18 protein-coding genes are annotated in these 20,105 nt (G+C 66.6%); 5 read left to right on the top strand and 13 right to left on the bottom strand.

Translation table 11 applies throughout. The annotated features are described in order from the left end of the window. Positions 1 to 219 precede the first annotated feature (219 nt). Complete coding sequence (locus tag CBI38_RS11820) at positions 220 to 3,474, top strand: protein kinase domain-containing protein (protein WP_109329048.1); 3,255 nt, start codon at positions 220 to 222, stop codon at positions 3,472 to 3,474. A gap of 560 nt (positions 3,475 to 4,034) precedes the next feature. Here CBI38_RS11820 and CBI38_RS11825 read toward each other — a convergent pair. The 12 genes from CBI38_RS11825 to CBI38_RS11880 all read right to left on the bottom strand — a co-directional run bounded on the left by CBI38_RS11825 (position 4,035) and on the right by CBI38_RS11880 (position 15,555). After that, a complete protein-coding gene (locus CBI38_RS11825; protein ID WP_109329050.1) occupies positions 4,035 to 4,595 on the bottom strand; it encodes a twin-arginine translocation pathway signal in 561 nt (186 codons plus the stop codon). After that, positions 4,592 to 5,083, bottom strand: coding sequence for a hypothetical protein (locus CBI38_RS11830; RefSeq protein WP_109329052.1), 492 nt, complete (start codon positions 5,081 to 5,083; stop codon positions 4,592 to 4,594). The genes CBI38_RS11825 and CBI38_RS11830 overlap by 4 nt, the downstream gene beginning before the upstream one ends. A gap of 1 nt (position 5,084) precedes the next feature. Continuing rightward, on the bottom strand, positions 5,085 to 6,287 hold the full coding sequence (locus tag CBI38_RS11835; protein WP_109329054.1) for an MCE family protein: 1,203 nt from the start codon (positions 6,285 to 6,287) through the stop codon (positions 5,085 to 5,087). After that, entirely contained in the window at positions 6,287 to 7,414 is a 1,128-nt protein-coding gene (locus tag CBI38_RS11840; RefSeq protein WP_109329056.1) for an MCE family protein, read from the bottom strand. Before CBI38_RS11840 ends, CBI38_RS11835 begins: the two co-directional genes overlap by 1 nt. Further along, on the bottom strand, positions 7,411 to 8,694 hold the full coding sequence (locus CBI38_RS11845; protein WP_162603211.1) for an MCE family protein: 1,284 nt from the start codon (positions 8,692 to 8,694) through the stop codon (positions 7,411 to 7,413). The genes CBI38_RS11840 and CBI38_RS11845 overlap by 4 nt, the downstream gene beginning before the upstream one ends. 2 nt (positions 8,695 to 8,696) lie before the next feature. Beyond that, positions 8,697 to 9,737, bottom strand: a complete 1,041-nt coding sequence (locus CBI38_RS11850) for an MCE family protein (protein WP_109329059.1) — start codon at positions 9,735 to 9,737, stop codon at positions 8,697 to 8,699. After that, complete coding sequence (locus CBI38_RS11855) at positions 9,734 to 10,750, bottom strand: MCE family protein (protein WP_109329061.1); 1,017 nt, start codon at positions 10,748 to 10,750, stop codon at positions 9,734 to 9,736. The genes CBI38_RS11850 and CBI38_RS11855 overlap by 4 nt, the downstream gene beginning before the upstream one ends. After that, a complete protein-coding gene (locus CBI38_RS11860; protein ID WP_109329063.1) occupies positions 10,747 to 11,934 on the bottom strand; it encodes an MCE family protein in 1,188 nt (395 codons plus the stop codon). The genes CBI38_RS11855 and CBI38_RS11860 overlap by 4 nt, the downstream gene beginning before the upstream one ends. Beyond that, on the bottom strand, positions 11,931 to 12,752 hold the full coding sequence (locus CBI38_RS11865; RefSeq protein ID WP_109329065.1) for an ABC transporter permease: 822 nt from the start codon (positions 12,750 to 12,752) through the stop codon (positions 11,931 to 11,933). Before CBI38_RS11865 ends, CBI38_RS11860 begins: the two co-directional genes overlap by 4 nt. Beyond that, positions 12,752 to 13,519, bottom strand: coding sequence for an MlaE family ABC transporter permease (locus CBI38_RS11870; protein ID WP_109329067.1), 768 nt, complete (start codon positions 13,517 to 13,519; stop codon positions 12,752 to 12,754). The genes CBI38_RS11865 and CBI38_RS11870 overlap by 1 nt, the downstream gene beginning before the upstream one ends. Then, a complete protein-coding gene (locus tag CBI38_RS11875; protein ID WP_109329069.1) occupies positions 13,516 to 14,154 on the bottom strand; it encodes a hypothetical protein in 639 nt (212 codons plus the stop codon). The genes CBI38_RS11870 and CBI38_RS11875 overlap by 4 nt, the downstream gene beginning before the upstream one ends. Positions 14,155 to 14,280: 126 nt before the next feature. After that, positions 14,281 to 15,555 carry a PucR family transcriptional regulator gene (locus CBI38_RS11880; protein WP_159921543.1) on the bottom strand — a complete coding sequence of 425 codons (1,275 nt, stop codon included), beginning with the start codon at positions 15,553 to 15,555 and terminating at the stop codon, positions 14,281 to 14,283. Between the two features lie 191 nt (positions 15,556 to 15,746). On the opposite strand from CBI38_RS11880, the gene CBI38_RS37805 reads away from it, so the two are divergent. Further along, the gene (locus CBI38_RS37805) at positions 15,747 to 15,887 is read left to right on the top strand and encodes a hypothetical protein (RefSeq protein WP_162603212.1); all 141 of its coding nucleotides are present in this window, start codon (positions 15,747 to 15,749) and stop codon (positions 15,885 to 15,887) included. A 316-nt stretch (positions 15,888 to 16,203) separates the two neighbouring features. Here the strand turns inward: CBI38_RS37805 and CBI38_RS11885 are convergent, their stop codons facing one another. Beyond that, on the bottom strand, positions 16,204 to 17,172 hold the full coding sequence (locus tag CBI38_RS11885) for an alpha/beta hydrolase (protein WP_109335015.1): 969 nt from the start codon (positions 17,170 to 17,172) through the stop codon (positions 16,204 to 16,206). A gap of 154 nt (positions 17,173 to 17,326) precedes the next feature. Between CBI38_RS11885 and CBI38_RS11890 the strand changes: the two genes are divergently transcribed. From CBI38_RS11890 to CBI38_RS11900, 3 genes are read left to right on the top strand one after another with little or no spacing between them, the layout of a single operon-like run. Beyond that, positions 17,327 to 17,986, top strand: a complete 660-nt coding sequence (locus tag CBI38_RS11890; protein WP_109329073.1) for a hypothetical protein — start codon at positions 17,327 to 17,329, stop codon at positions 17,984 to 17,986. Further along, positions 17,979 to 19,334: a glutamine synthetase family protein gene (locus tag CBI38_RS11895; protein WP_109329075.1), complete on the top strand. Its 1,356-nt coding sequence runs from the start codon at positions 17,979 to 17,981 to the stop codon at positions 19,332 to 19,334. The genes CBI38_RS11890 and CBI38_RS11895 overlap by 8 nt, the downstream gene beginning before the upstream one ends. Continuing rightward, the gene (locus CBI38_RS11900; protein WP_109329077.1) at positions 19,331 to 20,104 is read left to right on the top strand and encodes a gamma-glutamyl-gamma-aminobutyrate hydrolase family protein; all 774 of its coding nucleotides are present in this window, start codon (positions 19,331 to 19,333) and stop codon (positions 20,102 to 20,104) included. The genes CBI38_RS11895 and CBI38_RS11900 overlap by 4 nt, the downstream gene beginning before the upstream one ends. The last annotated feature ends 1 nt before the right edge of the window (position 20,105 follow it).

Below are 20,105 nucleotides of genomic sequence, written 5' to 3' on the forward strand. Positions count from 1 at the left end.
GTACCGGCAGGTCAGCACATCAGCAAGTGGCAAGTTAACGAAACTGCCCTGGTCCTTATGCACTTCGGCCCCGGGCCACCTGGCACTCCGACAGTGCCGCTCGCGCCATAGCCCGCACCGCTCACGAGCACCAGCGATATCCTGGGGAGTACGTGATGGAAAGGCTGATCGTGCGGATTTCATTGAACGTATCGCGGACCTGACGAATCGACTCGGCTGATGCCCGATATCGATCCGTTCGAGACCCACCGCGATGTCACCCCGTCGGTCGCATCCGAACTGGCAGCCGACGGGTTCGGCGACGCCCTGGAAATCGGACGTGGCGGCTTCGGCGTGGTGTACCGGTGCACGCAATCCGCTCTCGATCGGACCGTCGCCGTGAAGGTGCTCACCAACGATCTCGGGGAGGAGAACAGGGAGCGATTCTTTCGGGAGCAGCGTGCGATGGGTCGTCTGACCGGTCACCCCAATATCGTCAATGTCCTCCAGGTCGGGTTCACCGACAGCGGACAACCATTCATAGTAATGCCGTACTACCCGCAGGGCTCCCTCGATGAACGTATCCGACGGCACGGTCCGCTAGGTGTGGATGAGGCGCTCCAGTTGGGGGTGAAACTGGCCGGCGCGTTGGAAGCCGCCCACGGCCAAGGCGTCGTCCACCGCGACGTCAAGCCCGCGAACATTCTGCTCACCGACTATGACGAGCCGGCGCTCACGGACTTCGGGATCGCGCACGTTTCCGGCGGATTCGAGACCGCTGCCGGCATTGTCACCGGTTCGCCCGCATTCACAGCGCCCGAGGTCCTCGGCGGCGCGGCTCCGAGCCCCGCCTCGGACCTTTACGGGCTCGGAGCCACCCTGTTCTGTGCAGTTACCGGCCACGCTGCGTTCGAGCGCCGCAGCGGCGAACAGCTGGTGGCCCAATTCGTTCGTATCACAACGGAATCCGTTCCAGATCTGCGAGATCAGGGCCTTGCTGATGATGTTGCCACTGTCATCGAGCAGGCAATGGCCGGCCGCCCCGAGGACCGGCAAACCTCCGCAGCCGTGTTGGGTGAACGCCTACGCGAGATTCAACTCAGCCGCGGACTGCCCGCAGGCAAAGTGGCTCTCCGCGCGCGAGCCACAGTGGAACAAGAGTCGACATCACCCGGGCACTTTCCAACAAACCCTTCCCGCCACGAACGTGGGAACCTCCCCCTGGAGCTGTCAAGTTTCGTCGGTCGCAGGCACGAACTGACCGAAGCGAAGAACCTGCTGGCATCGTCACGATTGGTGACACTGGTCGGAATCGGCGGGGTCGGGAAAACACGTCTCGCATTGCGACTTGCCACGAGTATCCACCGCGAGTTCCCCGATGGAGCCTGGCTCGTCGAGCTCGACGATGTCCGCACAGAATCCCGATTGATCGACGTGGTGGCTGCAACCCTGGGTGTGCGGGACCACTCTGGCCGGTCGCTACGCGAGATCCTGTTCGATTTCCTGTCGTCGCGAGAACTGTTGCTGGTGTTGGACAACTGCGAGCAAGTGGTCGACGCCGTGGCGGATCTCGCCACAGCTTTGTTGCAACACAATCGGAACCTGCGCATCCTCGTCACAAGCCGGGAACCTCTTGCGATAGCCGGTGAGGCGACGTTGCGCGTTGCCCCACTCACCGTCCCCGACCCCGACCGCGAGCCGTCATTGCAGGGTCTGCCCCGCTACGATGCCGTGTCGTTGTTCACCGAACGCGCCGCCACTGCGGTCTCGACATTTACGTTGACCGATGAAAACAAGTCCGCGGTGACACGGATCTGTCACCGGCTGGACGGGTTGCCGCTGCCTATCGAATTGGCGGCCGCGCGGTTGCGCGCGATGTCGCCTGAGCAAATCCTGCAGAGACTTTCCGATCGCTACGCGCTGTTGACCCGCGGGAGCCGGGGTGCACCCTCCCGCCAGCAGACGCTCCGGTTGTGCGTCGACTGGAGCTACGACCTGTGCAGCCCGCTGGAACAGAGGACATGGGAACGACTGTCAGTATTTACCGGTGGTTTCGATCTCGATGCCGCAGAACATGTGTGTGGGGACAGGATCCCGCCGGAGGCGTTGCTGGACTCGGTGGCATCCCTCGTAGACAAGTCGGTCTTGATCCGCGAAGAACACGGCACAGCAGTCCGTTTCAGACTGCTCGAAACGCTCCGTGCTTACGGACGAGAGAAGACCGAGGAATCCGGCGACTACCACGATCTGCGCCGACGGCATCGGGACTGGTATCGCCAGCTCGCTCGAACGGCCGCCGACGAGTTCATCGGGCCCCGGCAGATCGAGTGGATCGCGCGACTCAGCAGTGAACAGCCGAATCTGCGCGAGGCCATGGACTTCTGCCTCGCCGACGACGATGTCGAAGCCGGCCTACAGATCGCCACGCCCTTGTTTCAACTCTGGGGGTCACGGGGCCAGCTCAGCGAAGCGAGACGCTGGCTCGACCAATTCCTCTCACGCCATGGAGCACACCCGACCACCGCCACAATCAGAGCGCTGTACGCCGACTGCCTGATGACCGGACAGCAGCGGGACCATCAGAGAGCTGCTGCTCTTGCCGCCCAGGCACGCACCCTCGCCGATCAGATCATCGACCCCATAGCGCACGCGATCGTCGATCACACCGACGGTCTGGTCGGACTGATCACCGGCGATCTCGACCGGGCCGCCGCGAGTCTGGAACGGGCTCAGTCAGTGTTCCGGCAAGCCGAGAACGATACCGCGCTACTGATCGAGTCCTTGACGTTGCTGGGATTGGCGTATCAGCTGCACGACACCGAACCTCACCGGGCAATCGAATGCTATGAGGAAGCTCTCGCTATCACGAATGCACATGGTGAATCCGTCTACCGGGCCTACGCGTTGTGGGCGATGGCTGTTGCGCAATGGCGCCTGGAAGAACAAAGTCGTGCAATCGAGCTGCTCGAAGAGGGATTGCGGCTTGCTCGGCGCGTCGACGACCCGGTCAGCTGCGCGAACTGCGTCGAAGTACTCGCCTGGATCGCCGGAACAAATGACCCTGCACGCGCCGGCACGCTGATGGGGGCCGCGGAGGCGCTCGGCGGCTCGGCCGGGAGCCCTTCCGTATTCGTTCCCACCCTATTCGTCCATCATGAGGAATGCGAGCGGTCCGCCCGCCGGATGCTCGCCGCCCGCGTCTTTGAGCAGGCTTGGCAGCGCGGCAGGGCAATGGATCTCGCGTCCGCTGTCTCCTACGCACTCCGGGAGCACACCCCGGAGACGAGCCCTCCAGGTTCCGCCACCTTGACCAAACGCGAACTACAGGTCGCGGAACTGATCGCCGAGGGTCTGACCAACAAGGCGATCGCGGCCCGTCTCGTCATCTCGCAGCGCACCGCTCGAGGACATGTCGAACACATCCTCACTAAACTCGGATTCACCTCACGAGCACAGGTCGCAGCCTGGATCGTCAAAGATCGACAGTCGTCCTGATTGCCGATCTCGGGCCGGTGGGGCGGGGTGCCGCCGGCGAGCTGAGGAAGGCTCCGCGGGTATGCACCCCGTGGGGCATCAGCGACCGGCTTCCGACGACGATGGCTCCGACTGCCGCTCCGACGCGTCTGCGGGATCCGATGAGCACTCCACGATTGTCGGGTTGACGCAGGCGAACAGGCGACAATGTGGTGCTCTCGTTCATCCCTGCCCGCGGGCAGTGTGCCGTGCTCGACCGGCCATCAGAAGCTGTATGACCTGGGCGCCGGCCTGTTCACCGGCAAGTCGATCAACGGCACCTCCCGGAATCCCGGCGCGCGGCAAGGGACGTGGTCCCGATGTGCCCGAGGCGAATCGCGAAGGCGGATGGTGGGTCGCCAGGGCCATCGCCGCCGGCTTCTTCGTCGTCTTCGCGATAGGTTGAGCCGGGCCCCGGCGTGCTCGAGACCGCTACTGCGGGGGCAGATTACCGCGGAACAGCAGATAGGCGATCGCCTTGACCAGGTTCTCGATGGGGTCGACGAGGTCGATGATCATAGATCTCCTAGGGGAGTAGGGATTCAGGCCGGGTCGAATTTCGAGACGAGCCAATTGTCGCCGTGACGTTCCAGTTCGACGCGGACCGTCGTCGTGGTCGGCGTGGGTTCGGGGTACGGTGCCAGTGTGGTTTGCTGATTCACGAAAACCACGGCAACGGCACGAGTCTCGTCGAACTCGGCGATTCCCCTACCCGTCACGGTGGCGGTGGTGCTGATCTTCTTCTCCTTCGCTGCCGGTGCGACGACGTCGCGGGTGAACGTGCGGTAGTAGTCCGCGAAGGTGCCGGTGAGGTATCTGTTCGCGGCGTCGAGGTCGGCGTCGACGGTGTCTGCCCGGTAGGTGAGGATGGCGACCGTCGCGGCGGCGGCGGCGTCGACGGCAGCCTGTTGCCGATCCGGTGCCAGCGCACGGTCCTCGGCCCGGACAACGAAGACCAGGTACGACCAGGCGGTCACCGCCGTGACAGCGAGCACGACGGCGATCACCAGCCTGCTCTGCCCACGCCGTGGCGGCGGATTGGAATCTACGGGGGTAAAGGCTGATTCGGACTCGGTCTCGGGCGTCAACTGTTCTGTGATCATGCGACGAAATCCACCTTCGACATCTTGTAGGTCCCTTCGTGCTCGGTCATCGTCACACGCAGCCGCCAGTTGCGGCTCTCGTTCGCCGCGCCCGCGGCATTGGTGACCGTGGACGACGCCGCCACGATCACCGTCGCGGAGTCGCCGTCGCGGGACTCGATTCCGGCGGCGACCACCTGCCCCTGCGTCACGACCTTCGCCGCCTGGACGACGGAGACGAACGAACTCGACCGCGCTTCGAAGTCCTTGGCGAACGCGCCGGTCGAATGGTCGAGGACGTTGCGCACGTCCTCGGCGGCGGAGCTCTCCCGCACCGAAAGCATGGCGTTCACACCGGAATTCGCGGCGCCGAGAATCACCGCGTCCTCGGCACGGGCGGCCTCGGCCGCCCGGTGCGCGGCGAATTGGAACACCGCGAGCACCGCGAAAATCGCCGCGACGGCGACCAGGACGAGCGGGACGGCTGCGGTCTTGACTACCTTGATCATGTTACGGACCTCCGATCCAGGGATTGGTGCCGAGCGGTGCGGTACCGCCCGCGCGGCAGGAGTCGACATCGGGAGCACGCACCCCCGGGTTCTCCATGCACGGCATATTGCGGGCGCCACGTGGCACATAGGGTTCGCCTGGCGCGACACCGCAGTAGTTGGGTGTCGGGCTGTCGATCACCGCCGACTCGCTCGGTGATCGGCGCTGATCGGGCGGCACGAACCCGGTCAGGCACGGTGGGGGCGCGTTGACGTTCAGGTTGAAGTCGAGGTTGGCCATCCCGGGTTGGGAACCTTTGACGATGCTCTGCGCCATCGCGGCCAGCGGCGGGTAGACCACGAGGATCTGTTCGAGGCTCATGTTGTAGATTCGCAGGACCTCGGCGACCGACTGCAGGTTTGCCAGGGCGCGGGGCAGGGTCGGGCTGATCCGGCGGAACAGGTCGGCCGCCTGGGTTCCGGCCTCCTCGCCATCGGCCAGCAGGGTGCCCACGTGGGCGTCGTTGGCGGCGAGCGAGCCGGTGATCGCACCGAGATACCCCGTCCACGCCCGGATGTCGTCGCCCGCGGCCAGCTGGGTGTCCAGCAGGGCGCCGGCATTGTCGATCAGGTGCAGGGTCGGTGCGAGACTGCGGTGGCCCTCGTCGAGCACGTTGTCGAGGCCGTCGAGGATCTGCTGCAGGTCGGGTCCGGAGTTGCGAAACGCCGTGCCGCTCTCGGTGATCACCGTCTGCAGGTCTTCGCGGGGGATGTCGCCGAGTGCGGCATCGAGGGCGTTGACCATGTGCGCCGTCGGGGTCGGCAGCCGGGTGCTGTCGATGCGGTCACCGTCAGCGAGGTAGGGCGCCGAATCCGTCTGGGGCAGCAGCTCGATGTACTGTTCGCCGATCGCCGACCGGCTGTGCACCTCGGCGCGCAGGTCGGTCTTGGGGATGTCGAGGTCGGCGTCGAGATACACGGTGACTACGACGATGTCGGTGTCGATTCGCAAGCTGTGCACGACGCCCGCGTGCACACCGCGGTAGGTCACGTTCGATTTCGGGTACAGCCCGGCGCCCGAGGCGAGCGCGAGTTCGACTGTACTGCGTCCGATTCCGAGCATTGCGGGCACCCGGAGATAGGAGACGAGGATCCAACTGACGACGACGACCGTGATGATCGCGAACGCTCCGAGCTGGTAGCGGACGAATTTCGTGAGGAGCATCAGTTTCCTCCTCGGCTCGGCGGATTCAGCGGACTGAACAGCGGGTTGTCCGAAGTCGGTGCGATCGGGGGCAATTGGCCGATCAACGCGCCGAGCGAGGCGAGCTGACCGGCCGCGGGAGTGCCGGTGAGCAACGCCCGGTCCAGCCGAGCGGTGGTCAGGTCGAGATTCAGGAACAGGTTCGCGAAATCACCCTGGATTGCGTTCCGGTAGGTGTTGAGCGGGAACGGGATGGTCCCGAGGAACGACAGCGACGACGGCAGCGCGAGCCCCGCGTCGGCCAGCCCGCGCAGGGTCGGCTCGAGTGCGCGCAGGTTCGCGTCGAGTTCGGCGCGGCTGCCGGTGATCACCTCGTTCGCGGCGTCGGCAAAGTCGCCGATCGCCAGTAGTGCGGCGGCCAGGTCGTCTCGCTGTTCGTTCAAGGTGCTCAGTGCCGGTGCCAGGGTGGCGACACCGTCTTCCACCACCTGACGGTCGTCGGCGACGATTTGGGCGAAGCGGTCGATGCCCTCGAGGGCGCGGATGAGGTCGTTCCGTTGCGCGTTGAGCCGGGTGGTGAAGTCCTCCACATTGGTCAGCAAATTGCGCACCACGTCCGCGCGCCCCGACAGGGCAAGCGCCACTTCGCGGTTGATTTCCTCCAGCTTGCCGATGCCACCGCCGTTGAGCAGGAAAGACAGGGTCGACAGGGTCTGTTCGGTGGTCGGGTAGGCACCGCCGCGATCGAGCGGAATGCGGTCACCGTCGCAAAGTTCGCCCGCCGGCTGGGGTGGGGCCAGCAATTCCACGTGGGCGGAACCGAGCAGGCTCGTCGAGCCGATCTTCGCGGTGGCGTTGGCAGGCAAGCGCACCTGCTCGTCGAGGGAGACCGTGATCAGGGCGTGATCGCCGTCGACCTCGATCCGGCGGACGGTGCCGACATTCACGTCCCCCACGCGTACCCGAGCGTTCTCGGTCAGTGTTGTCACGTCAGGCAGCTCGATCTGCACCTCCCATGCCCCGTCACCGCCGCCTGCCGCGCCGGGGAGGGCGAACTGGTTCGGGCCGGTCCACCCGCAGCTCGACAGCAGAGTGGTCGCGGCGAGGCCGCCGGCGAGGGCGAGCACGGTGCGCGCGCGGCCGGTCATCGCGGACCGGTCCCGAACGGCGCGGCCGGTGGCGGCAAACCGGGCAGCAGCAGACCCGGCAGCCCACCGGTCGCCGGTGGTGCGGTCGCCGCCACCGGCTCTGGGCTGGTCACGGCCGGTTCCGCCAGTCCGGGTTCGCTGTAGACGATCTGATCGGGCAGGGCCCCGACCGTGTTGCCGACCGCCGTCCCGAGCGGAATGTGGTTGAACGCCAGGGTTTTCAGCACGGGGCCGAGATAGTGGATGCATAGATCGGTCGCTTCCTGTGCGTCCTGTTCACCCGCGCCTGCGATCGCGCCGCAGAGGAACTGGACCGGATTGGCGGTATTGGTCAGCACTGTCGCCGAGGTCAGCGAGTTCTGCGCCGGCTGGTAGATGTTGCTCAGGTTGACCAGGGTCGTCGGGGCGATGTGGAAGACCTGTTCGAGGTCGCGACGCTTGTCCACCAGTGCCTGGGTGGCGGCACCGAGCCCGTCGACGGTGTCCCCGAGAGCTTGCTTGTTGTCCCGGACGAACTGCCCGATATCGAGCATTGCCCCGTCGAGTTCGGCCACCGCGTCGCCGAGCGTCGTCTCGCTGGTGCCGAGCAATTGGGTCACCGAGGCCAGGTGACCGTTGAATTGCACGATCTGCTCGTGGCTCTGCGACAGCGCCTCGACCAGCATCGACAGATTCCGCACCATCGCGAACAGGTCGGTGCGCCCGTCCGACAGCGCCGTGGTCGTGCGGGCGAGCTTGTCGAGGGTGTCGTGCAGAGTCGCCCCGTTGCCGCGCGCACTGTCCGCGGCGTTCCCGACGAACTCGCCGAGGGTGCCGGTGGCCGGCCCGGTACCGTCGGCGCGGGGTCCGAGGGTCTGGGTGATCCGGGTGAGCTGGTCTTTGACGACGTCCCATTCCACGGGCATCGCGGTGTGCTCCTGCGGGATCACGCCGTCGTCGGGGAGTGCCGGGCCGCCGGTATAAGCGGGGGTGAGCTGGACGAACCGGGTGGTCACCAGCGTCGGCGCCACGATCACCGCTTGCGCGTCGGCGGGCAGCTCCCACCGGCGGTCCAGTCGCATCCGGACGGCCACCCGTGTCCCTTCCGGGTCGATCCGCTCGACACTGCCCACGTCGACGCCGAGGATCCGCACGGAATCGCCCGGAAACAGGCCGACGGCGGCGGGGAAGTACGCGGTGACCGAACGCTGCGACAACTTCGGGACGATGACGTAGCTGAGCAAGGCCAGGAACACGAGGATCCCCACGCCCGCGGCCAGGGAAAGGGTTCGGCGATTCATCCTCATCGTGGTCCCTCCGTCGAGGTCTCGGCGGGTGGGGTCGGCACGCGGCCCTCGCCGAGCGCGGCGTCGATGAACGGCTGAACGAACTGGCCGGGCAGCAGATTGGTGATGTACGCCTGGAAGAACGGGCCGCTGCCGAGTGCCTCGTTGAGTGTCCGGGCATAGGTGGCCAGCCCGGGGATCGCCGCCTCCAGTGAGGCCTGATGCCGTTCGAGCAGATCCAGCACCCGGTTCACCCGCTCGAGTGCCGGTCCCAGCTGCTCGCGGTTGTCCGCGACCAGCCCGCTGATCTGCTGCGCAACCGCCGACAGGTGCGTCGCCAAGGTGTGCAGTGCAGCGCGGCGGGCATCGACCGCCGCGAACAGTGTGTTGCCGTCCAGAACAAGCGCGTTCAGCTGGGTCCGGCGTTCGGCGAGCACCCCGCTCACCGTCGAACCGTGCCGCAACAGCTCCTTCAATGCCTCGTCGCGGGAGCCGAGAGTGTCCGAAAGCCGGGCCACCCCGTCGAGCGCGGTGTGGACTTCGGGCGCCGACTCCGCGAGCACCTCCGAAGTGGCGCGTAGCGCGTCCGACAGCTGATCGGTGTCGATATCGGCCACGTTCGCGGTCAGTGCGCCCAGCTCGGTCGGCAGGTCGTAGGGCGCGCGGGTGCGCTCCAGCGGAATCGGTACCTCCGGGTCGTAGCGGCCGGGGTCGTCGCTGGGAACCAGCACGATCGCCTTGGCGCCGAGCACCGCTCTGGTACGCATCTGCGCTCGCGGCTGCTCGCCGAGGGCGAGATCGTCGCGCACCGACATGGTCACCTCCACGTCGGTGCCTCGCAACGCGATCTCGGTGACCTGCCCGACGTTCACGCCGACGAGCTCGACCTTGTCGCCGACCTCGATGCCACCGGCATCGGCGAAGATCGCGGTGATCTCGTGATCGATGTCGAGGAAGACGAGGTCGTCGTAATAGGACACCGCGACCACCGCGGCGAGAATGACTGTGGCACCGATGATTCCGGCCCTCGTGCTCCGATCTCTGTTGTAACTGATCATTGTGGGGTTACACACCTGCCCTGGTCTTGCTGCACGAGTTTCGCCTCGATCGGCGCACCGCCCGGCCCGTCGACGCGGATCGACACCGAGCACAGGTAGAAGTTGAAGAAGCTGCCGTAGGAGCCGAGGCGGCTCAGGCGCCGGTAGGCCTCGGGCAGTTCGCTCAGCACCGACTCGATCTGTTCGCTGCCGTCATCGAGAAGCGTTGCCGTGCGGTGCGTTTCGGTGACGACGCCCTGAACGGCCGCTCGGTCATCGAGCAGCAGGTCGGCCAGCGTTGCCGAGCCGTCGTCGAGATGGGCCAGTGCCTCGGCGATCGGCACGCTCTGGCTCGACAGCCGGGTCACCAGTTGCTGGAGCCGGTCGATGATGGTCGAGACCGCACCGCGGTCCTTGCCGATCGACTCGAGCGTGGTGCCGAGCTCGGCGATCACGGCGCCGATCAGCACGTCCCGATCGGCCAGCTGGTTGGTCAGCACGGCGACCTGCTGCAGGATGCCCGTGACGCTGCCGCCCTGGCCCTGCAGCACCCGCAGCAGATCGCCGGAGAGCTGGTCGATCTGTTCGGGTTCCAGCGATCTGGTCAACGGCGCGAGCCCGCCCAGCAGCGCGTCGATATCAAGTGCGGGTTTCGTCTGTTCGACGGGGAAGACCCCGCCTTCGGGCATCGCTTCGGACCTCGCCGGGCCGTTGGTGATCTCGAGGTAGCGATCACCGAGCAGGTTCTGGTATCGCACCTGCAGGATCGCGTTCTCGGTGATCTGCACGGTGTCCATAACGTCGAACTGGACGTGGGCCCGGCGCCCGTCGAGATCCACCGCGTGCACCCGCCCTACATCGACTCCCGCGATCCGCACTTCCTGGCCCGAGGTGAGTCCGGAGGTGTCGGCGAAGATCGCCTCGTACGGTGTCCGGTTGTCGAGCCGGATCCGGCCGAGCACCAGGATCAGCATCACCAGGACGAAGATCATGGCGACACCGAAGATCCCGAATTTGGCCGTAGTCTTGGTCATCGCGGTCCTCCTGGGATGCCGTACAGCAAGAAGTCGAGCACGTTGAGCTGGGCCTGTTTGCCGTCCGGCGCAAAGGGGTTCACCCCGGTGTCGGTGACGACGTAGGGCGCGGGTCCGTCGGCGGGGTTCACCGAGGGCAGATGTCCGCACCTGGGTCCGCCACTGGCCGCGACCTTCGGTAGGTTGTCCGGGTTGTGATAGGGCGTCTCACCCGCCAGCACCGTTCCGCTGACATTGATGCCGGGAACCGTGCCGCCGATCGCTGTCTCGACCGCAGCCCGTGCCTCGTCCAATCCTTGGAAGAAGCAGGGAAATTCGGGGGAGTAGTCGCCGAGCAACCCGGTGGTAGGCGCCAGCTCACGCAGCAGGCCGGCGACCGCGGCCCGGTTGTGGTCCAGCAGCGTGCTGCCTGAGTCACCGAAATCGACGGCGGCGAGGAGGAACCGGTCCAGGTCGTCGGCCTGCTCGACGATCGTCGAGCCGGTGGTGGTCAGGGATTCGACCGTGTCGAGCAGGCTCGGCGCCGCTTCCGCGTAGATGTGTGCGACATCCGCGGTGACCCCGAGGTCGCGTTGCAGGTGCTCGAGGCTCGGCCGCAGCGCGCTCGAGTAGGAGTCGGCGCGCTCGAGCGTACCGCCGATCCGGGCGCCGCGGTCACGTACGGCGTCGGCGAGGGCAGTGAGGGTGGCGTTGAGATCCTGGGGCGACACCGCGCGCAGCACCGTCGTCAACCGCTCGAACAGAGTGTTCAGTTCGGGTGTGATTTCGCGGGCATCGATGGTGTCACCGGTGTCGATGTTCCGCGTCGAAGGCTGCGCCGGCCGAACGAGATTAATGTATTTGGCGCCGAAGACGGAAGTCGAGTCGATCGTGGCGAGCACATTGTCGGGCACTGCGTCGACCTGATCGGGGAACAGGTGCATTTCGACCCGGGCATAACCGTCGGTTTCCTCGACCTTTGCGATCCGGCCGACCTGCACGTCGAGCATCTTCACCCGCGCGCCCGGCTCGAGACTCAGGCCCGAGCGCGGCGTCAGCAGCGCGACATCGACGCTGCGCACGAAGGTCCCGCGGAACTGCAGCGCGACGAACACGGCGACAACGGCGAGTACGGACAAGAAGGCCACACCGTCGAAGGTGTAGTGCGGTTCCCGTGGTCCGCGCCGCGGCGATCGGCGCTTCATCCGGCGAAGTGGAAGTTGCCCGACACGCCATAGACGGCCAGGGAGACGGCAAGGGTGACGAACACGACGGCGGCCAGCGACGCGCGCACCGCGCGCCCGACAGCCTCACCGACCCCGGCGGGACCGCCCGAGGCGGTGTACCCGAAGTAGGTGTGGATCAGCATGACGACCAGTCCCATCAGAATCGCTTGCAGAAATGACCACAGCAGGTCCGTCGGTACAAGGAACGACCGGAAGTAGTGGTCGTAGACGCCGCCGGACTGACCCCAGACGACGACCGTGACGGTGCGGCTGGCCAGGAACGACGCGACGACCGCCACCCCGTACACGGGAACGATCGCAATCACCCCCGCCACGATGCGGGTCGAGGCGAGATATGGCACCGACTGCACGCCGATAACTTCCAGCGCGTCGATCTCCTCCGAGATCCGCATGGCGCCCAGTTGCGCCGTCGCGCCCGCGCCGATGGTCGCGGCGAGTCCGACGCCGGCGATCGACGGCGCGGCGATGCGGACATTCACGCAGGCCGCGAAGAACCCCGTCAACGCCTCGACACCGATGTCACTCAGTGAGGCGTACCCCTGCAGCGCGACGACCGCACCGGCGGACAACGTGAGGAAACCACAGATCACTACCGTGCCACCGATCAGTGCCAGCGCACCGGAACCGAGCGCGACCTCGGCGACCAAGCGCAGCGTCTCGCGGGGGAAACGCCGCACGGCGAATGGTATTTCCAGGATGGCGTCGCGGTAGAAGACCGCTTGCCTGCCGACCTCGTCGAGCGTTCGCTTCGCTCCTGATACTCCGACGATCGCCATCAGCGACCTGCTGTCATCTTGATACCGATGGCGGTCGTCACGACGTTGACCAGGAACAACGCCATGAACGCGTAGACGACCGTTTCGTTGACCGCCTGTCCCACACTCTTGGCGCCGCCCTTGACGGTCAGGCCCCGGTAGCACGCGATCAGGGCCGCGATGAGCCCGAACGAGGCGGCCTTGACCTCCGAGATCACCAATTCCGGTACCCCGGTGAGCAGGGGAATTCCGTCGACGAACGCGCCGGGGGTGACGTTCTGGAAGAACACCGAGAAGATGAAGCTGCCGACGATCCCGATCGCGCAGACCAGCGCGTTGAGCAACAGCGCCACCAGCGTTGAAGCCAGCACCCGGGGCGAGACCAGCCGCACGATCGGGTCGATGCCGAGCACCTCCATCGCGTCGATCTCCTCGCGGATGGTGCGCGACCCGAGATCGGCGCAGATCGCGGTTGCCCCGGCTCCCGCGACCACCAGCACCGTCACTACCGGTCCCACCTGGGTGACCGCGCCGAGCGTGGCACCCGCGCCCGCCACATCCGAGGAACCGAATTCGGCGGCGAGGATATTGAAGGTGAAGCTGATCAACGCGGTGAACGGCAGCGCGACGAGCAGCGTCGGCAGCAACGACACCCGCACGATGAACCAGCACTGGCTGATGAACTCGCGCCATTGGAACGGCCACACCATCATTCCGCGGAAGGCGTCGGCCGACATGGCGAAGAACTCGCCGAGCAGAGTCAACGGGCGCGCAACGGGATTCGTCATCGCGCCCGCCGCTTCTTGCCTGCCGCGCCGCGCAGGCCCGCCACAGCGGCGACGAAGACGAGCAGCAGTGTCCAGGCCGCGCCGGCGGTGAGTTCGAACGGCAGCGAGTTGATCCGGTAGACCGGAACCCCACCGCGGGCGAGTAACCACGCCGCCGCCCCGGCGGCGACACCGGCGACCACGGCCGCCGCCAGCCAGCGCAGCGTCGGGTCGGCATCGGGCGCCCGGTCGGCGCGCTTTCCGTCCCACGCTCCCCACGCCGCCGCCGCCCCGACGACGACAACGGCGCCCGCGCCACGGAACCACGCCCCGTGCTGTGGCCAGGTGTCGAGCAGGGAACCGATGAGCACCCGCACCGACACCATCACCGCGGCACACCCGGCGCCACGGACGATCCGGGGATCGCCCAGCCTACGGGCGAAGTTGGCGGGCGCACCGGTTTTTGGGTGGGTGCCGTGTCGGGTCAGGACAGGACTGCTCGGTATCAGCACTACGGTTTCCTCGCGATCGGGCGGCAACGCGCGGGACAGGGCATCGAGCGGTGAGAACAAAACCTTGGTGCGCAAGAGATTTCGGGGCGTCGATTGCTTCTCGGCGACATCGATCTGGCGGCGGGGAATCGGCTGCCGGTTCACGGACCCAGCCCTCGGCACCCGCCGGTTTCGACGTAGCGCATGTCACAGTAGGCAACTGTTCTGAGCTGGACCATATGCCGACCGCACGAAATTGGGGTCCCCGTTCGTGCGATGAGCACCAAGGAGTCAGTTGTCCTCGGGCCTGCTCAGCACGGTCGAACCCAGCCAGCGGCAGGCCTGCAACGCGAGCTGGATGTCGAGCACGATCGCCGGATCCTCGAAGTCGTGTCCCAACCGCTCCGCGGCCTGCTGGAGCCGGTACTGAATCGTGTTGCGGTGCAGATGCATCGCGTCCGCGGCCGCGGTGTAGCTGCGACCGCACGACAGGAAAGTCAGCAGAGTCTCGCGCAGCCAGCAGTCGCGTTCCCCATCGGCCGCCAGGTCGCCGAGTGTGCGGCGCACAAACCACCGCAGTGCGTCGATGTCGTCGGTCATGAGGGCCAGCGGCGTGATCTGGGCATAGGCGACGACCCGGCGACGGCCCGCGCAGGCGAGGGCCACGCGCTGGGCACGGGTGGCCTGCAGATGTGAACGCCGGAAACCGTTCTCGCCGCGACCGGGGTCGCCGAGCGCCAAGCGGACGCCGAGGCCATGCTCGGCCAGCGCCGCTTCCATCGCCTCGACGTCGAACGGCTCGTTGCCGCGCAGCGGAATCCACAGCCTGACCTCGTGCTCATCGGTCGGCACCATCAGTGGATGGCCTGTCGCACCGACGTACTTGGCCAGCAGCGAGCGCGTCTCGTCGAACAGGGTCAGCGCGTCGCGGGTGGACACCGACTCGTCGAGCCACGCCGCGACCGCGAGGTGGACGGTGTCGAGCCGATATCCCAGGGCTTGCTCGGCGTGGTGCACTTCGGCACCCGCTCCCGTCAGTAGCGTCTCGACCCACTGCCTGTGCAACCCGCTGCGGCTGCTCACCCACCTGTCCCGCTCGGCCTCGTAGACCTCACCGACCTGTTCGAGCATGCGGTCGATCCACAACGCGGTGCGGTTGACCAACGCGATGATGGCTTGCGGACTCGCCTCGGGGCCGAGGGTGAGGGCGAAGCTCATCGCCTGATCGAGGAAGTCGGTCTGCGCCATCCGGTAGGCGCGGATCACCACGGTGATGGAGACATCCCGTTGGGCGAGGACCCGCAGAAACGAACGCACCGGCAGGGGCAGCTGGATATCGGCTTCGCCGACGGCATCGTCGAGGAATTCGATCACCGCGATCACGTCCTCGACGATGCTGGCCTCCAGCAGGGCGGCCATCCGCTCGTCTTCGGTGAGCTCGGGCAGTTCCGAACGCGCCGAGGTCATCAGGTCGGCGACGAACGCCTCCATCCGGTGGCCCATCTCCAGGGCAACCGGTCGAAGGATGTTGTCTCCCCGAGAAATACCGCCAATAGATGTCGTCATGGATCCGGCCGATCTTGCGGTCGACCTTTTCGCCGCCGAGCAGCACACCGGGGTAGCCGCGGTAGGCGAGTGCGGTGCACATGCGCCAGTATTTGCCGACCCCGCCGACATGGCCGAGGAACGTGGACAGTTTGCCGACCATATTGGATCCGCGCTACCAGGAGTCGGTGGCGTAGAGGGTCTTGCCGACGATGTCCTCGCAGATCGTCACCCAATTCGTCCTGCGCTTCGGGGGTCCCCTCGATGATTTCGACGCCCTCGGTGCGAGCGTGCTCGATCAGGTCGGTGACCCGGTCGACCGCCTTGAAGAACGTCGAAAGCCCGGTCGGTGACGGGGCGATCGGGAATGCCGTCGACTTCGAGGGCGAATCTCGAAGCCGGCGAACGACCAGTTGTGTTGCTTGGCCTGGTAGGCGACGTAGCGGCCGGAGAAGCCCGCTCCGACACAGATGACGTCGAGCGGTTCGGAGGTGGAGTGTGCCATGGGAGTGCCGTCGGGGTGTCCGGATGCGTGTGCATCGTGCAGGGGACAGGGATGCGGTGGGCGCATGACCACTGATCATATGACTATGACAAGTGACGCATAAATTATTGCCGGTTTCGCCAGTCGTCAACAGGAGCTCGCTCGCGCCCATCGCGGTGACCCAGCTAGCCGCGCGGAAGCTTGCACAGGTACTGGCATACCTCGTCGACCGCCTGCTTCGCCTGCGCGAACACGCCGATTTCGGTAATGAAGCCGTGGAAGACGCCGGTATGTCTCGTCAGGGAGACGGGGACGCCGTCGCGCCGCAGCCGCTGCCCGTATGCCTCGGCGTCGTCCCGAATCGGGTCGACCTCCGCGGTGATGATCAGCGCGGGCGGCAGATCACGCAGCGACTCGGCACGCAAAGGGGCTGCGAGGTGGTCACCGCCCGGGTGGTCCACACCGACGTACTGCTCCCAGAACCAGCGTGCGTCGGAGGCGCTGAGCAGTGGCGCGTCGGCGAATTCCGACCACGACCGCGCGGTGAACGTGTCGTCGACAGCGGGGTAGGCGAGCACCTGCGCCACGGGCAGGGCGCTGCCTTCCTCGCGTCGGTGCAGGCACAGGGCGGCGGCGAGGTTGCCACCCGCGGAGTCGCCGCCGACCGCGATCCTTTCCCGGTCGATGCCTAGCTCCGGCGCTCTCCGGGTCAGCCACGCGTAGGCGTCGATGCAGTCTTCGAGCGCTGCCGGGTACGGGTTCTCCGGAGCCAGGCGGTATTCCAGGGACACGACCGTCCAGCCGCCCGACCCCGCGGCGATCGCGCGACACAGCTCGTCGGCCCCGTCCAGGGTGCCCAGGACGAAGCCACCGCCGTGTAGGTAGACGAGGGCGGGACCGGAGCCGCCGGAAACGGCGCCGTCCGCGCGGTACACGCGGGCCCCGATCGCACCCGCTCGGGTCGGCACGGTCAGCTGTTCGACATGGTCGAGCGGCGTGATCGACTCGCCGGACGGAGCCGTGTTCAGAAGCGCCCTGGTCTGCTGTGGACCCAGCTCGCGGGCGGGTTTCTGCAGAACGCGCGTGATCAACCGGGCCGCAGCCTGGGCATCGTCGTCGAGCAGACTCCACCAGGCGGGAGCGTCGTCGTTCATTTCGAAACCTCGCAAGTCATTGACAGGAAGTGATCTGTACCTCACCATCATAGTCATACGACCAAGACAAATGACTGTAAGTCGGAGTTTCTGCGGATGCACTGCTGACGGTGAACCGCGCAACACGATCTTGTCGAACTGAAAGGACAACAAGATGACCGAAACGACGATCGGTCCCGCGACGCGCGGGGCTGACGCGGTCGGCGGGGTCGACATTCGGATCGAGGACGACGCGAGTCCGATCGTCCGGCTGATCGGCCGCACGATCACCGATTCCGTCCGGGCTGACGGCTCCGTTCCGGGGTCGGTGGAAGGCACAGTCGCCGTCCGCTCCCACGACACCCCGCAGGCCGCGACGATCAGCATCTCCCAGGGAGCAATCGCGGTGTCGAGTGGTGTGTTCGTCGAGCCTGACGTCACCCTGACCGTCGACCTGAACGGCCGGTTCACCCTGGTCGGAAAGCCCCTCGGCGCAGGCGATCTCGCTGTCGCGGCGCGTGCGCTGCTGTCGCCGCCGCTGCCGGATTGGAAGGCTGCCGCGGATTCATTCTGGGCCGCGGCCCGGTCGGTGCCGGGCATACCGGACATGCTCATTGCGATCACCGAGGGCTCCGACGGGCTGGATCAGCACGTCGTCGGCGAGGGCGAGAGCCATTACGTCATCGCCGGCCCGCCGGAGCTGCTGGCCGGCATCTTCTCGGGCGCCGACGACCTGATCGCCGCACTGTCCACCGGCCTGATCGGCGTCCGCGGCACATTCTCTCAGCTGTCGGTCCTGGTCGCCGCATCCTGGAAGGTTCGTTACGATGTCTGAAACTATTTCCGCTGCAACGGAGCTCGAGACTCCCGTGCACACGGTCCGGCTCGAGTCCACCAACCACGACGGTAGCTTCCTCGGCAAGAATCTGGCGCCCAAGAAGTTCGCTGCGAGCGCCGGCTCGGGCTTCGCGATGGCTGATCTCCTGTTCGGCCTCGACCTCGGCAACGCCCCGACCTTCGGCTTCGCCTTCCCCGAATGGCGTGGGCATGTGTCCGACGTGCAGTTCCGGCCTGACATGTCGACGCTAGTGCAGTGGGCGCCGGGCCTGCAGTCGGTGATCGGCGATTACTGGCAGGCCGACGGCACCCCGATCGGGACCTGTCCGCGCAATCTGGCCCGCAAGCTGGTCGACCGGCTCGCCACGCGCGGTTTCACCGCGACCATCGCGGTCGAGATCGAGGCCACCCTGTTCCAGGAATCCATCCACGAGGCCCGGGCCAAGGGGTACCGCGACCTGACCCCGCTCGGCGGTTCCGCAGGCACCGCATACCACCTCGCGAGGTCGAAGGACTGGGTCGACTACATGTCGGCGGTCGCCCGCCGTCTCGACGAGATCGGCATCGAGTGGGAAGCGTGGAGCGACGAGGACGCGGCGGGTCAGGTCGAACTCAATCTCGTCCCCGGCGACCCGGTCTCGGTGTGCGACAACTGGGCTCGCGCCCGACAGGTGATGCGTGAGGTGGCGTTCGAGTTCGGGCACACCGTGACCTTCATGGCCAAGCCGACCGCCGGATACGGCCAGGCCTCGCACGTCAACCTGTCCCTGCAGCGCGACGGCGTCAACGCCTTCTACGCCCCGGACGGGCCGACGGACACCATGCGGCATGCGGTCGGCGGGCTGCTCGCGACCATGCGTGGGGCGTCATCGGTGATGCTCCCGCAGATCACCTCCTACCGCCGCCTGGTCGACCTGAGCGGCCCGCCCACGACGGTCACCTGGGGCATCGCCAACAAGAGCACCGCGGTGCGCGCCGTGTGCGGTCACCCGGCCTACTCCCGCCTCGAGTACCGCGTTCCCGGCGCCGACGCCAACCTGTATCTCGCGGTCGCGGCCATTCTCGGCGGTGTGATCGCCGGCCTCGACGGCGGAATCGAGCCGCCCGAGCCGGTCAGCGACCTGGCCTGGTGTGTGCCCGACCTCGAGCGGCTGCCCGACACCATCACCAAGGCGGCCGACGCGCTGGAGGCCGACCTGATCCTGCGTGAGCAGCTCGGCGACGAGTTCGTCGACTACTGGGTGGGCACCCGCCGCTGGGAGTGGATGCAGTTCCACACTACGGGCGGTGATCCGTTCGCCGAGCTCTCCGAGTGGGAGTCGGCGCGATACTTCGAGTTCCCGTGACCGCGGGAATCTCGCCGCCGGGCGCCGTACGGCCGATGATCGGTATCACCGGCAGACGGGTCCGGCTGGGGTTGGTCGAGGGACTGGACAAACGCTACGGGCATCTGTTCGCCGACACCTTCATGTCCGACTTCTCGGAGCGGATCGCCAGGGCCGGTGGTGTTCCGGTGAACCTGCCGTACGACGCCGACCCGGAAGCGCTGTGCCACTGGCTGTCCGGTGTGGTCATCACCGGCGGTCAAGATGTTCACCCCGCGTGCTGGGGTGGCGATCCGTCGGTAGTCCGGGACGTGGACCCGCGGGATGATCCGATGGTCCACGACGCCGAACGCGACGAGTTCGAGATCGGGCTCGTGCGTGCCGCACTCGACCGGAACATTCCGGTTCTCGGCGTATGCCGGGGCCTGCAAATCCTGAACGTCACGCTCGGCGGCACGCTGATCCCGCATCTTCCGCCCGGCTCCGTCGAGCACCTGTCGGCTTCGCCTCCGCTCACCGACGGTGCCGACGACCATAAGGTGACTTTCGAGCCAGGCTCGATCGCGGAGGGGCTTTTCGGTGCCGGCACTGTGACCAACTCGTGGCACCACCAGGCGGTCGACCGTTGCGGTACCGGCCTTGTGGTGACGGGGCGCACGGCGGACGGCGTCGTCGAAGCGGTCGAGTTGCCCGGATCGCCGGTGCTTGGTGTCCAGTGGCATCCCGAGTGGATGGAGCGTGACGATCCGGCGCTGAGCTGGATCGTCGACGAGGGCAGTCGGCGCATTTGAC

Source organism: Rhodococcus oxybenzonivorans (assembly GCF_003130705.1).
Taxonomy (GTDB): domain Bacteria; phylum Actinomycetota; class Actinomycetes; order Mycobacteriales; family Mycobacteriaceae; genus Rhodococcus_F; species Rhodococcus_F oxybenzonivorans.